9 protein-coding genes are annotated in these 13,458 nt (G+C 73.9%); 5 read left to right on the forward strand and 4 right to left on the reverse strand.

Going from position 1 to position 13,458, the window contains the following annotated elements; genetic code table 11:
- Positions 1-2: 2 nt before the first annotated feature.
- Both ACFYXE_RS01580 and ACFYXE_RS01585 read right to left on the reverse strand, forming a co-directional pair.
- Entirely contained in the window at positions 3-1,511 is a 1,509-nt protein-coding gene (locus tag ACFYXE_RS01580; protein ID WP_389307864.1) for a M23 family metallopeptidase, read from the reverse strand.
- Positions 1,512-1,738: 227 nt separating this feature from the next.
- On the reverse strand, positions 1,739-2,647 hold the full coding sequence (locus tag ACFYXE_RS01585) for a lipase family alpha/beta hydrolase (protein ID WP_389307866.1): 909 nt from the start codon (positions 2,645-2,647) through the stop codon (positions 1,739-1,741).
- Between the two features lie 433 nt (positions 2,648-3,080).
- Here ACFYXE_RS01585 and ACFYXE_RS01590 point away from each other — a divergent pair, with 433 nt between their 5' ends.
- Complete coding sequence (locus tag ACFYXE_RS01590; RefSeq protein ID WP_055702123.1) at positions 3,081-3,491, forward strand: cobalamin B12-binding domain-containing protein; 411 nt, start codon at positions 3,081-3,083, stop codon at positions 3,489-3,491.
- A 390-nt stretch (positions 3,492-3,881) separates the two neighbouring features.
- Here ACFYXE_RS01590 and ACFYXE_RS01595 read toward each other — a convergent pair whose 3' ends face one another.
- Positions 3,882-5,564 (reverse strand): DUF5691 domain-containing protein, encoded by a 1,683-nt coding sequence (locus ACFYXE_RS01595; protein ID WP_389307868.1) that lies wholly within the window; start codon positions 5,562-5,564, stop codon positions 3,882-3,884.
- Positions 5,558-6,904 (reverse strand): SWIM zinc finger domain-containing protein, encoded by a 1,347-nt coding sequence (locus ACFYXE_RS01600; RefSeq protein ID WP_389307870.1) that lies wholly within the window; start codon positions 6,902-6,904, stop codon positions 5,558-5,560. The genes ACFYXE_RS01595 and ACFYXE_RS01600 overlap by 7 nt, the downstream gene beginning before the upstream one ends.
- A gap of 153 nt (positions 6,905-7,057) precedes the next feature.
- On the opposite strand from ACFYXE_RS01600, the gene ACFYXE_RS01605 reads away from it, so the two are divergent.
- From ACFYXE_RS01605 to sucC, 4 genes are all read left to right on the forward strand, one after another.
- Positions 7,058-8,236: an AAA family ATPase gene (locus ACFYXE_RS01605; protein ID WP_361172097.1), complete on the forward strand. Its 1,179-nt coding sequence runs from the start codon at positions 7,058-7,060 to the stop codon at positions 8,234-8,236.
- Positions 8,233-10,764 (forward strand): DUF5682 family protein, encoded by a 2,532-nt coding sequence (locus ACFYXE_RS01610; protein WP_389307873.1) that lies wholly within the window; start codon positions 8,233-8,235, stop codon positions 10,762-10,764. The genes ACFYXE_RS01605 and ACFYXE_RS01610 overlap by 4 nt, the downstream gene beginning before the upstream one ends.
- Complete coding sequence (locus ACFYXE_RS01615) at positions 10,761-11,927, forward strand: VWA domain-containing protein (RefSeq protein ID WP_389307875.1); 1,167 nt, start codon at positions 10,761-10,763, stop codon at positions 11,925-11,927. Before ACFYXE_RS01610 ends, ACFYXE_RS01615 begins: the two co-directional genes overlap by 4 nt.
- Before the next feature lie 347 nt (positions 11,928-12,274).
- The gene (gene sucC / locus ACFYXE_RS01620) at positions 12,275-13,453 is read left to right on the forward strand and encodes an ADP-forming succinate--CoA ligase subunit beta (RefSeq protein WP_361172106.1); all 1,179 of its coding nucleotides are present in this window, start codon (positions 12,275-12,277) and stop codon (positions 13,451-13,453) included.
- Positions 13,454-13,458 lie beyond the last annotated feature (5 nt).

Below are 13,458 nucleotides of genomic sequence, written 5' to 3' on the forward strand. Positions count from 1 at the left end.
GGTTACGTCGGGTCGAGGCCGTGGCTGCGCAGCCACGGCAGCGGGTCGATCGCCGAGCCGCCGCCGGGGTGCACCTCGAAGTGCAGGTGCGGTCCGGTGGAGTTGCCGGAGTTCCCGGAGAAGGCGATGGCCTGGCCCGCCTTGACGGGACCGCTGGAGATCTTGTGCGTGGAGAGGTGGCAGTACCACGTCTCCGTGCCGTCCTTGGCGGTCACGATCGCCATGTTGCCGTAGGCGCTGTTCCACTTCGTGGAGACGGTGCCGTCGGTCGCGGCGAGGACCTCCGTGCCGTACGACACCGGGAAGTCGATGCCGGAGTGCGCCGACATCCAGTTGACGCCCGCCTGGCCGTAGTACGCGCTCAGGCCGTGCTGCTTCACCGGCAGGGCGAACTTGGGACGCAGCCGCTCCTTGCGGGCCGCCTCCGCGGCGGCCTTCTTCTCCGCCGCCACCTTCTCGGCGTGCAGGTCGATGCGCTCCTGCGTGCGGCTGGCGCGGTCCGCGAAGTCGCCCGCGTCCGCGGAGAGGTTGGCCAGCTGGGTGTCCAGCTTGTTGTTGGCGGCGGAGGGCTTCACGGACGTCGCGTCCGGGGCCGATGCCGTCGTCGCTTCCTTGTCGTCGTCCCCGCCGAAGTTGCCGACGGAGGCGGCGGCCACGCCGGCGACCCCCATCACGCAGGCCGAGGGCACGGCGACGGTGAGCAGGGCGGAGCGCTTGGCGGGGCTGCGGCGGCGGGCCTTCGAGCGGCCGCCGCCCGCGGGGCCGCCCTTGCCGCGGGACGCGCGGGGCGCGGCGCCCGGCGAGGCCGCGGCCGGCTCGGGGTCCGTGCCGTCGTACGCGGCGCCGGAGTCGGCGTCGATCTCGTACGGGGCGGAGAGCTCGTGCGCGTCGGCCGGCTGCGGTGTTCCGTGCGGGCCGGGTGCGCCGGGCGTGTCACCGGCGGAGTTCCAGGCCGTGGCGTCGTAGGCGCCGGTGTCGAAGGTCTGCGTGTCCCACTGGCCGGTCTGCGCGTCCTGGTTCCAGGCGGCGGTGTCCCACTGGCCGGTGGAGTCGGGGCCGGGCTGCGAGGGGATGTCGGCGAGCTGCTGGTAGCCGCCGGTGGACCACACGTCGTAGCTGCCGGTGTCGTACGTGGCGGCGTAGTACTGCGCGGCGTACGCGTCGTAGGCGCTGTCGTGGGCGAGGGCCTGCTGGACTCCCGTGGTCGCCCACTGGCCGGTGTCGTGCTGCACCGTGGCGTGTTGGCCGGTGTTGTGCTGCACCGTGGTGTGCTGGCCGGTGTTGTGCTGGCCGGGCGTGGACCGGCCGTCCGGCATGTCGCCGAACAGGGGGTCGGTGGCGAAGGAACCGGTGTCGTAACCGCCGGTGTCGTAGCCGCCCGTGGCATACGTGTCGTAGCCGTAGCCGCCGTGCTGGGCGCCTTGTTGGTCATACGCCGCGTAGTGCGCGTAGTCGGCGCCGGGTGCCGAGGGCTGGGGAGTCGAGCTCCCCGACGGGTGACGGTCGTTCACCAACTTCTCTTTCGCCTCGGCAGCAGGGGCAGAGCAGTGCGGTGACTGTACCCGGCGGTATACGGGCGCGACAATCTTCGGCAGGTTTCGAGGTCTCAGGAAACGGGCATTCGGCCGCCTTTCGGCGGACTGTGGGCACAGCTTTGGCCTTGCGTTCGAGGTTCGTTCGATAGGTATGGGGCCTGTGAGGTGGAGTCGGGGCGGGGTCGGGGCAGGGCCGGGGCGGGTCAGGCGACCGTGAGTCCGCCCGGTGCGCTCTTGGCGTCCGCTCCCGGATTCGCCAGGTCCAGTGCCTGGCGGATCCCCTCGGCGACCGCCGGGTGCACCGGCAGGGCGAGGTGGCCGATGCCGGTCACCCGGATGTTCTGGGCGAGCAGGTCGGGGTGGTCCACGCAGGCCGTCTCCAGCGGCTCCATGATCTGGTCCAGGTCGCTCCAGAAGCTCACGAACTGCGTGCGGCAGCCCGGGGCCGGCTCCTTGAGCTCGTCGATCACGTCGGAGCCCGGGCGCATCTGCCGCACGATCGGGTGCGCGTCCGCGAGCGGTGCGACGCGGGTGCCGGAGTGCGGGGTGCCGAGCGTGACGAGGGTGCGTACGCGGGCGTCGCCGCCGAGCCGCTGCGTGTAGTAGCGGGCGATCAGGCCGCCGAGACTGTGCCCGACGATGTCCACCCGGGCGTGTCCCGTGCGCTCGCAGAGCTCCTCGACATGGCGGCCGAGCAGCTCGGCGGCGCCGCGGATGTCGCAGGTGAGCGGGGAGTAGTTGAGCGACTCCACGCGGCGGTGGCCGCCGTGCCGGGACAGCGCGCGGCGCAGCAGGACGAACACGGAACGGTTGTCGATGAAACCGTGCAGGAGCAGGACCGGGGGCCGGTCGTCCCGGGGCAGGCGCGGGGCGTCCGCGGGTGGCTGGACCGGGGTCGGCCTGCGCTCCTGGGCGATGCCCGAGGGGTAGAGGAGGAGGTGGCCCGCGAGGATCGTCAGCTCCAGCGCGGTCGCCTTCAGCAGAGCGACGGACAGGCCGGCCACCTTCGCGGGGAGGGCCGGGACGGGGAGGGCCGGGAGTGGGGCGAGGCCGAGGATTCTCGGCAGCAGTGAGCCGAGCGGGCGAAAGGGGTGGACTCCTGTGATCGGCATGGTCGACCTCCCGATTGGCGCACGGGAGGACGGCGCTGTCCCCCGTGTGCCCTAGGGGGAGTCGTGGCCGAGGAGTCGGCGTGCGCCGGCGGAACGGGCCGTCGTCGGGACGGCTCCGTGCCCCCGTTGCTTCGCCGACGTGCGGTGGTCACCACGCCGTGCGGCTGCCGGCGCGGTGGTCCGGCGATCTCGTTGCGGCTCCCCTCGCGCCCGGGCCGGATGCGGGGGGTGAGCCCCCGTGCATCGGATGGGCGCGCAGCGAACGTGTCCCATCGTGTGATTTCCCCCTCGCTCTCCACCGCGAAACTGTGGCTTGAGCGATGCTGGAGATAACGTTCGTTCACTTCCCCGGCCGGTGCGGTGCGGGGTATCTGTACGGGGACCCGCTGTCTGCGGACGTCGTCGGTACGGATATCGGTACATGGAGGCAGTGATGGGTGTGGCAGCCGGGCCGATCCGCGTGGTGGTCGCCAAGCCGGGGCTCGACGGGCACGATCGCGGGGCCAAGGTGATCGCGCGGGCGCTGCGTGACGCGGGCATGGAGGTCATCTACACCGGGCTGCACCAGACGCCCGAGCAGGTGGTGGACACGGCGATCCAGGAGGACGCCGACGCGATCGGGCTGTCCATTCTTTCCGGGGCGCACAACACGTTGTTCGCGCGCGTGCTCGAGCTGTTGAAGGAGCGGGACGCGGAGGACATCAAGGTGTTCGGCGGCGGGATCATTCCTGAGGCGGACATCGCGCCGCTCAAGGAGAAGGGTGTCGCGGAGATCTTCACGCCGGGGGCGACCACCGCTTCGATCGTGGAGTGGGTTCGGGGGAATGTGCGGCAGGCCGTGTAGGTCCGGGTTTCGGCTGTCTTGGCGTCTTGGCGTCTTGGCGTCTTGGCGTCTTGGCGTCTCGGTGTCTGCACGTCTGTGCGTCTGCACGTCTGCGCGTCTGCGCCCTGGGGTTCGTCGTGGGGCGGGGCCGCGGGGGTATGTGCGTACTCGCTATCCCTGCGTCGCGCTGCACGGACAAAGGCGCTACAGGATGCTCGGTGCTCCGTGCGCACATACCCCCACGTCCCCTCCGGCCGGTTGGGCGGGTGCGGCCCGGTGGGGGTCCATACGTCCCCTCCGGCCGGTTTGGCGGGTGCGGGTCGGTGGGGGCTCGTATGTCCTCTTGTGTCTCGCTTGCGGGTGCGGGGCGGTGGGGGTTGGTTCGTGGCCTCTCCGGGGGTGGGCGCGCCCCTAGTTTTGTCGGGGTGTGGGGTGAGCCGGGGGGGCAGGTTGTGGTGGGGGTGGGAGTTCGGCGTGGATGGCTGCGCGGAGGCGGAGCGTGGTCACCAGGCGCTGGAACGCTTCCGACCAGTAGCCGCCCGCCCCGGGTGACGCGTCCTCCGGCTCGTCGGGAGTGGCCGTCAGCGCTTCCAGGCGGACCGCTTCCGCCGGGTCCAGGCAGCGTTCCGCCAGGCCCATCACCCCGCTGAAGCTCCAGGGGTAACTGCCCGCGTCCCGCGCGATGTTCAGGGAGTCGACCACCGCGCGGCCCAGTGGCCCGGCCCAGGGCACCGCGCAGACGCCGAGCAGCTGGAACGCCTCCGACAGGCCGTGCGCGGCGATGAAGCCCGCCACCCAGTCCGCCCGCTCCGCGGCGGGCAGCGCGGCGAGCAGCTTGGCGCGTTCGGCGAGGGAGACCGCGCCGGGGCCCGCCGCGTCCGGCGACGCGGGGGTGCCGAGCAGCGCCCGGGACCAGGCGGCGTCCCGCTGGCGTACCGCCGCGCGGCACCACGCCGCGTGCAGCTCGCCCCGCCAGTCGTCGGCCACCGGAAGGGCCACGATCTGGGCCGGGGTGCGGTTGCCGAGGCGGGGCCGCCAGGTGGCGAGCGGGGCCGCCTCCACCAACTGGCCCAGCCACCACGACCGTTCGCCGCGTCCGGCCGGGGGCTTCGGGGACACGCCGTCCCGTTCCATGCCCGCGTCGCACTCGTGCGGCGTCTCGACGGTGAGGGTCGGGGTGTCCGAGGTGTGGTCCACCGCCACGCAGGAGGCCGCGCGCGTCGCCATGCGCCCGGCGAGGGCCGAGCCGGGGAGCGCGGAGAGCAGTTCCGCCGCGGTGGAGCGGACGTTGCGGCTGCGGTCGGTGAGGGCCTGCTCCAGGAACGGCTCGTCGTCGGCGGACAGCCCCGTGCGCAACGAGTCGAGGAACATCAGGCGGTCCTCGGCCCGCTCCGTGGGCCAGGTGGAGGCGAGCAGGTCCCGGGCGGTACGGGCATCCTGTGCGCGCAGCGCCGTGAGGAGCGCGACCCGCTCGGCGAAGAGGCCCTCCTCCCAGAGCTGCCGGATCCGCGTCGGGTCGTCGGTGGGCGGCAGCGCCACCCCGCCGCCCGGCGTCGCCCGGAGCGCGAACTTCCAGTCGGGGTTCAGCCGGGCCAGCCACAGGGCCCGCGGGCCCGCGAAGGTGAGGGCCAGGGGGCGCAGGTCCGTACGGCCGCGCGCCGCGTTCAGGAGGGCGGGCAGCAGCTCCGGCGGTGGGCCGTACCCGCGGGCGTTGGCCAGGGACAGCCACTGGGGGAGGAGCTCCATCAGGTCGGGTGCCGCCCCCCGGCGGCCACCTCCGCCCGTGCCCGGGTGATCGGTGAGCAGCGTCGCGAGCCGGTGCCGGGCCGCGGGCGGCAGCCGAGGCCTGGGGTCGTCGGCCGCGGGCTCCGGCAGGGGCGCGGCCGGGGCCGGGCGCAGGCCCGCCCTGCGCCGTACCGTCTGCGCCGCCGCCGCGTCCAGGAGGGCGGCCGGCGCCTCCTTGCCGGTGGCGCCGAGTGCGGGCGGCAGCGCGCGCCGGTCCGTGCCCAGCAGCGCCGCCGTGACCAGGTCCTCCCACGCGGGGCGGGGCGGCGGGGCGGGCAGCTCCGTGTTCTGGTGTGCGTTCGTCAGCACAGCGACACCGTCTCTCCTGAGTCCTTCGGCCAGGCGGCCAGTGGGGTGAAACCCTGGTGTCCGCACTCGCCGAACACCTCGAGGGGCGCTCCTCCGGAGAGGGCGACCAGGCGCCACAGACCGGGCCGTGACGCGGCGAGCCGGGTCAGGGGGAGTGCCGATTCCCCTGCTGCGTCGGCCAGTTGCCACCCGTCGCCGTCCCGGGTCGGTATGACTCCGGTGAGCGTCACCGGCCACGACTCCAGCCACGGGTCGTCGCGCAGCGCCGCACCGTAGCGCGCGGCGGCCTCCTCCGGCCCTGCGCCCGGGGGCCGGTGGGCGGCGGGGGCGGGCGCCGTGAACTGCTCGCCCAAGTCGGCGCGGAGCTGGGCCGCGCCCGGGTATCCGGTCACTTCCGCGTCGAGCGCGAGGCCCGTCGGCAGCGCCAGGGCGGGGGCGCGGCCCGCCGCCCCGTACGAGAGGAGGAGCGCGGTGCGGCCGGACTCCGTGCCGTACAGCCAGATGCGGCGCGTGGTCAGCTTGCCGTCCGCCGTGTCGTACTGGGCGAGGACCAGCCAGTGGTCCCGCACCGGCGGCCCCTCGGGCTGTGCGGGCAGGCCGACGCGGGAGCGGACCGTGGCCGCCAGCCCGGCCGGCAGGCGGTCGCGGTGGAGCCAGCCCCGGTCGAGGAGGTGGAGCAGCGCGCACTCCTCCAGGAGCCGCACCGGCCAGCCCGGACCCGAGGAGGGCACGGCGCCCAACTCCCGCACCCGCGAGGCGAGTCCCGGCGCCTGCGCGTCGACCATCCGCGCCGCCGTCTCCTCCCACAGGCCGTACCCCGCCTGCTCGGCCGCCGCGGTGCCCCCGCGCAACAGGTCGGACAGGCGCTGCTCAAGCTCCGTCGCCCCCGCGGTGATCCGCTCGGCCCGCCGCTCCGCCCGCCTGCGCGCCGCCTCCGGGTCCGCGGCGGGCGCCGACGCGGGGCTCCGCCCGCCTTCCGCTCTCTTACGGCGGGCCGTCAGCCACTCCCCGGCCCAGGCCGGCGGATCGCCGCCGTCCGGCACCGTGCCGTCCGCGCCCGCCCAGACCAGCAGCAGCCCCAGCGCGTGCTTGCACGGGAACTTGCGGCTCGGACAACTGCACTTGTACGCCGGGCCCGCGACGTCCGCGATGTCGACGACCGTCTGATACGGCTTACTGCCACTGCCCTTGCACAGCCCCCACACCGCCCCCTCGCCAGAACTGCCCGCCTCCGACCATGGCCCGGCGACGCCGAGTTTGCTTCCCGCCTTGCGTGACGGGGCGTCAGGAGCCAGTGCGAGCACCTGATCCGCCGTCCAGCGCACCCCCTGCTGAGTCATGTCTCGAAGGTAGGCGCCGCCACTGACAATCGGCCGGGATCGGTGAGTTCGCGCAGGTCAGCGGCGTACGAGGGGCGATTGTCAGTGGCGTGGTGCACGGTGGAGACACCTCCGGGCCACAGGCGTCCGGACGAGCTGGAGGGGGATCGCTCCATGACCGTTTCCGTCGACCCGACCACGTCCGCGACCGCGCATCGGCCCGCGCCCACGACCGGCTCCGCGACGGCGTCCGGGCCCGGTCCCGCCGGCGGCGACGAGGTCCTGCGGCCGCACGCCGAGCACGCCTTCGCCGCCGAACTGGCCGCGCTCGCCGCGCAGGACGACCGGCCGCGCCCGCAGCGCTGGAAGCTCTCGCCGTGGGCCGTCGCGACGTATCTGCTCGGCGGCACCCTGCCCGACGGCACGGTGATCACGCCGAAGTACGTCGGGCCGCGCCGCATCGTCGAGGTCGCCGTCACCACGCTCGCCACCGACCGCGCCCTGCTGCTGCTCGGCGTGCCCGGCACCGCCAAGACCTGGGTGTCCGAGCACCTCGCCGCCGCGGTCAGCGGCGACTCGACGCTGCTCGTCCAGGGCACGGCGGGCACGCCCGAAGAGGCCATCCGCTACGGCTGGAACTACGCCCAACTGCTCGCGCACGGCCCCAGCCGCGACGCGCTCGTGCCCAGCCCCGTCATGCGGGCGATGGCCGAGGGCATGACGGCGCGCGTCGAGGAGCTCACCCGCATCCCGGCCGACGTGCAGGACACCCTGATCACGATCCTGTCCGAGAAGACCCTGCCGATCCCGGAGCTGGGGCAGGAGACCCAGGCGGTGCGCGGCTTCAACCTCATCGCCACGGCCAACGACCGCGACCGAGGCGTCAACGACCTCTCCAGCGCCCTGCGCCGCCGGTTCAACACGGTCGTCCTGCCGCTGCCCGAGAGCGCCGAGGCCGAGGTCGACATCGTCTCGCGCCGCGTCGACCAGATCGGGCGTTCGCTCGACCTGCCCGCGGGACCCGAGGGCATCGACGAGATACGCCGCGTCGTCACGGTCTTCCGCGAGCTGCGCGACGGTGTCACGGCCGACGGGCGCACGAAGCTCAAGTCGCCCAGCGGCACGCTGTCCACGGCCGAGGCGATCTCCGTCGTCACCAACGGACTCGCCCTGGCCGCCCACTTCGGGGACGGCGTCCTGCGGGCGGGCGACGTGGCGGCGGGCATCCTCGGCGCCGTCGTGCGCGATCCGGCGGCGGACCGCGTGATCTGGCAGGAGTATCTGGAGGCGGTCGTGCGCGAGCGCGACGGCTGGAAGGACTTCTACCGCGCCTGCCGCGAGGTGAGCGCGTGACGGCGGCCCGCGGGCCGCTGCTGCTCGGGGTGCGGCACCACGGGCCGGGCTCCGCGCGCGCGGTACGGGCCGCACTCGACGCGGCGCGCCCCGGCGTGGTTCTCGTCGAGGGCCCTCCGGAGGCCGACGCGCTGGTCCCGCTCGCCGCCGACGAGGGCATGCGCCCGCCGGTCGCGCTGCTCGCGCACGTGGTCGACGAGCCGGGCCGGTCGGCGTTCTGGCCGCTCGCTGAGTTCTCGCCGGAGTGGGTCGCCCTGCGGTGGGCCGCCGGGCACGGGGTGCCGGTGCGCTTCATCGACCTCCCGGCGGCGCACTCGCTCGCCATGCGGCCCGACGAGGGCCCTGACGACGGAGAAGACGACGGAGAAGAAGAAGGAGAGGAAGGAGAAGAGGGCCGAGAAGGGGGCGGGCGGGGGGACGTCGGCGAGGGCGCGGGGGACGTGCGAATCGACCCCGTCGCCGTCCTCGCGGAGACCGCCGGGTACGACGATCCCGAGCGGTGGTGGGAGGACGTCGTCGAGCACCGGACGGCGGACGGCGACGCGTTCGCGCCGTCCGAGGCCTTCGAGGCGCTGGGCGACGCCATGGCCGCGCTGCGCGAGGCCTACGGGGACGGCGGGCACGCCCGCGACCTGGTGCGCGAGGCGCACATGCGGCTCCGGCTGCGCGCCGCGGGCAAGGAGTTCGGGGCCGAGCGGGTCGCCGTGGTGTGCGGGGCGTGGCACGTCCCCGCGCTGCGGCGCGCGACCACCGTGGCCGCCGACCGGGCGCTGCTCAAGGGGCTGCCCAAGGTCAAGGCCGGGATGACGTGGGTCCCGTGGACCCACCGCAGGCTCTCCCGCGCCAGCGGCTACGGCGCGGGCATCGCCTCACCGGGGTGGTACGGGCACCTCTTCGCCGCCCCCGACCGGCCCGTCGAGCGGTGGATGACGAAGGTGGCGGGGCTGCTCCGCGCGGAGGACAGGCTCGTCTCGTCCGCGCACGTCATCGAGGCGGTGCGGCTCGCCGACACGCTCGCCGCGATGCGCGGACGTCCCCTCGCCGGGCTCACGGAGGCGACCGACGCCGTGCGGGCGGTGCTGTGCGAGGGCTCCGACGTGCCGCTCGCCCTCGTGCACGACCGGCTCGTCGTCGGGGACGTGCTGGGCGAGGTGCCGGAGGCGGCGCCCGCGGTGCCGCTGCAGCGGGACCTGTCGCGGCTGCAGCGTTCGCTGCGGCTCAAGCCGGAGGCACTGGAGCGGGAGGTGGAGCTCGACCTGCGCAAGGAGACGGATGCCGGGCGCAGCCGCCTGCTGCACCGGCTGCTCCTGCTCGGCATCGGCTGGGGCGAGCCGGTGGTGTCCCGGGGGAGCACGGGGACGTTCCGGGAGACCTGGCGGCTGCGCTGGGAGCCGGAGCTGTCCGTGCGGGTCGCGGAGGCGGGGGTGTGGGGCACGACGGTCCTGGGCGCGGCCACCGGCAAGGCGTCGGCCGACGCGGTCGGTGCGGTGTCCCTCGCCGACGTGACGGCGCTCGCCGAGCGCTGTCTGCTGGCGGAGCTGCCGGACGCGCTGCCCGTGGTGATGCGCGTCCTCGCCGACCGGGCGGCGCTGGACGCGGACGTCGGGCACCTCGCCCAGGCGCTGCCCGCCCTGGTGCGGTCCCTGCGCTACGGGGACGTGCGGGGCACGGACACGGCGGCGCTCGGCGAGGTCGCCGTGGGCCTCGCCGAGCGGATCTTCGTCGGCCTTCCGCCCGCCTGCGTGGGCCTCGACGCGGACGCGGCGGCGGCCGTGCGGGGGCACGTGGACGCGGTGCACCGCTCGGTCGGCCTGCTGGCGGAACCGGCGGCGGACCGGCCGGGCGCGGACGGGGCGCCGGGCCGCGACGGGGACGTACGGGCCCGGTGGTACGCGGTGCTCCGGGTGCTCGCGGAGCGGGACAGCGTGGCCGGGGTCGTGCGGGGGCGGTCGGTGCGGCTGCTCCTGGACGGCGGGGAGTTGGCGGACGAGGGCGTGGCCCGGCTCATGGGGCTCGCGCTCTCCCGGGGCAGCGCGCCCGCCGAAGGGGCCGCCTGGATCGAGGGGTTCGTCGGCGGCAGCTCCGGCGGCGGCATGCTGCTCGTCCACGACGAGCGGCTCCTGGGCCTGGTCGACGCGTGGCTGAGCGGCGTGTCCGACGCCGCGTTCACCGACGTACTGCCGCTGCTGCGGCGCACCTTCTCGGCGTACGAGCCCGGGGTGCGGCGGACGTTGGGCGAGCTGGTGCGGCGCGGTCCCGCGCGGGGCGCCGGGGTGGTGCCTGGCGGTGCCGGGGAGGGCCTGCCCGGCTTCGCCGACGAGATCGACGCGGCCCGTGCGGACGCGGTCGGACCGGTCGTACGGCTGCTGCTCGGCCTGTCGGGCACCGTGACGGACACGGACACGGATGCGGATGCGGATCCGCATATGGACATGGACACGGACACGGACACGGATGCGGAGACGGCCGCCGGGGCGGGGCCCGCGGTGGCGGCGAGTGTCAACGACCTTGCGGGGGTGGCGGGATGACCGGGGAGACCGATCGGCGTCTGCGGCGGTGGCGGCTCGTGCTGGGGGACGAGGGCGGCGACGGGACCGGGTGCGCGCTCACGGGGCGGGACGCGGCGATGGACGGAGCGCTCACCGCGCTGTACGGGGGAGCGGGGGCGAAGGACGGCCGGGGGCGGGACCGTTCGGCGGGGCTCGGCGCGTCCGCGCCGTCCGTCGCGCGCTGGCTCGGCGACATCCGTACGTACTTCCCCTCCTCCGTCGTCCAGGTCATGCAGCGCGACGCCATCGACCGGCTGGGGCTCTCCACGCTCCTCCTGGAGCCGGAGATGCTGGAGGCCGTCGACGCGGACGTCCACCTGGTGGGCACGCTCCTCTCGCTCAACAAGGCGATGCCGGAGACGACGAAGGAGACCGCGCGCGCCGTCGTCCGCAAGGTCGTCCAGGACCTGGAGAAGCGCCTCGCGACCCGCACCCGCTCCACGCTCACCGGCGCCCTCGACCGCAGCGCCCGGGTCAGCAGGCCGCGCCACCACGACATCGACTGGAACCGCACGATCGCGGTCAACCTGAAGAACTACCTGCCGGAGTACCGCACGATCGTCCCGGAGCGGCTCGTCGGGTACGGAAGGGCGTCCCGGTCGGTGAAGAAGGACGTCATCCTCTGCATCGACCAGTCGGGGTCGATGGCCGCGTCGGTCGTCTACGCCTCCGTGTTCGGCGCCGTGCTCGCCTCGATGCACTCGCTCGACACCCGCCTCGTCGTCTTCGACACGAACGTCGTGGACCTCACCGACCAGCTCGACGACCCGGTGGACGTCCTGTTCGGCACGCAGCTGGGCGGCGGCACCGACATCAACCGCGCGCTCGCCTACTGCCAGTCGCGGATCACCCGGCCCGCCGACACGGTCGTGGTCCTCATCAGCGACCTCTACGAAGGAGGGATACGCGACGAGATGCTGAAGCGGGTCGCGGCGATGAAGGCGTCCGGCGTGCAGTTCGTGACGCTGCTCGCGCTGTCCGACGAGGGGGCGCCCGCCTACGACCGCGAGCACGCGGCGGCGCTCGCCGCCCTGGACGCGCCGGCCTTCGCCTGCACGCCGGACCTCTTCCCCGACGTCATGGCCGCGGCGATCGAGCGCCGCCCGCTGCCCGTACCGGACGCGGCGGCACCGCGCGGCTGATCCCCGCGCGGACGTGACGCACCTCTCGTCCCGCACCTGATTGCGGGAGCAACGGGAGCAACCGCGGCAAACGGGCGGCCCCGGCGCCTCAGGGGTCGCCCCCGGTACGGATCGCGGGGGCGGCGGTTGCGATCTGTGACCGTCATCACCGCCCAAATGTGATCTGCGATTTAGGGACCTACGTCCCACGGCGATAACCTGCGAGACGGACATGCCGCGTACCGGACTCCGTCCTACGCCTCCCTAGTGACAGCGCAGTCACGTTGCCCTCCGCGGCACGCCCACGCAGACAGCTGACACCAAAGCAGCGAGATCGCAGCGAGATCACGGATAAGGGACGGACGCGCGTGGACCTGTTCGAGTACCAGGCGAGGGACCTCTTCGCCAAGCACGGTGTACCGGTGCTGGCCGGTGAAGTCATCGACACGCCTGAGGCGGCGCGCGAGGCCACCGAGCGACTGGGCGGCAAGTCGGTCGTCAAGGCGCAGGTGAAGGTCGGTGGCCGCGGCAAGGCCGGCGGCGTGAAGCTGGCGGCGGACCCGGACGAGGCCGTCGCTCGCGCGACGGACATCCTCGGCATGGACATCAAGGGCCACACGGTCCACAAGGTGATGATCGCCGAGCTCTCCCCGGAGATCGAGGCGGAGTACTACGTCTCGTACCTCCTCGACCGCACCAACCGCACCTTCCTGGCCATGGCGTCGGTGCAGGGCGGCATGGACATCGAGGAGGTCGCGGAGAAGACCCCCGAGGCCCTCGCGAAGGTCCCGGTCAACGCCGTCGAGGGCGTCACCATCGAGAAGGCCCGCGAGATCGTGGCCCAGGCGAAGTTCCCGGCCGAGGTGGCCGAGGGCGTCGCCGAGGCCATGGTGACCCTGTGGGACACCTTCGTCGCCGAGGACGCGCTCCTCGTCGAGGTCAACCCGCTGGTGAAGACCAAGGACGGCCGCATCCTGGCCCTGGACGGCAAGGTGTCCCTGGACGCCAACGCCGACTTCCGCCAGGCCGACCACGAGGCGCTCGAGGACAAGGACGCAGCCAACCCGCTCGAGGCTGCTGCCAAGGCCAAGGGCCTCAACTACGTCAAGCTCGACGGCGAGGTCGGCATCATCGGCAACGGCGCCGGCCTGGTCATGTCGACCCTGGACGTCGTCGCGTACGCCGGTGAGAACCACGGCGGCGTGAAGCCGGCCAACTTCCTCGACATCGGCGGCGGCGCTTCCGCCGAGGTCATGGCGAACGGCCTGGAGATCATCCTCGGCGACGCGGACGTCAAGTCCGTCTTCGTCAACGTCTTCGGTGGCATCACCGCGTGCGACGAGGTCGCCAACGGCATCGTGCAGGCCCTCGAGCTGCTCGCCTCCAAGGGCGAGAAGGTCGAGAAGCCGCTGGTCGTGCGCCTCGACGGCAACAACGCGGAGCTGGGTCGCAAGATCCTGAGCGACGCCAACCACCCGCTCGTGCAGCGTGTGGACACCATGGACGGCGCGGCCGACAAGGCCGCCGAGCTCGCGGCCGCGAAGTAAGGGAC

It is taken from the genome of Streptomyces sp. NPDC002564 (assembly GCF_042889645.1).
In the GTDB taxonomy this organism is placed as follows: Bacteria; Actinomycetota; Actinomycetes; order Streptomycetales; family Streptomycetaceae; genus Streptomyces.

Coding starts and splice junctions, on each gene's coding strand:
- ACFYXE_RS01600 (WP_389307870.1), bottom strand. CDS start 6,904: ATGACTCAGCAGGGGGTGCGCTGGACGGCGGATCAGGTGCTCGCACTG.
- ACFYXE_RS01615 (WP_389307875.1), top strand. CDS start 10,761: ATGACCGGGGAGACCGATCGGCGTCTGCGGCGGTGGCGGCTCGTGCTG.
- ACFYXE_RS01585 (WP_389307866.1), bottom strand. CDS start 2,647: ATGCCGATCACAGGAGTCCACCCCTTTCGCCCGCTCGGCTCACTGCTG.
- ACFYXE_RS01605 (WP_361172097.1), top strand. CDS start 7,058: ATGACCGTTTCCGTCGACCCGACCACGTCCGCGACCGCGCATCGGCCC.
- ACFYXE_RS01590 (WP_055702123.1), top strand. CDS start 3,081: ATGGGTGTGGCAGCCGGGCCGATCCGCGTGGTGGTCGCCAAGCCGGGG.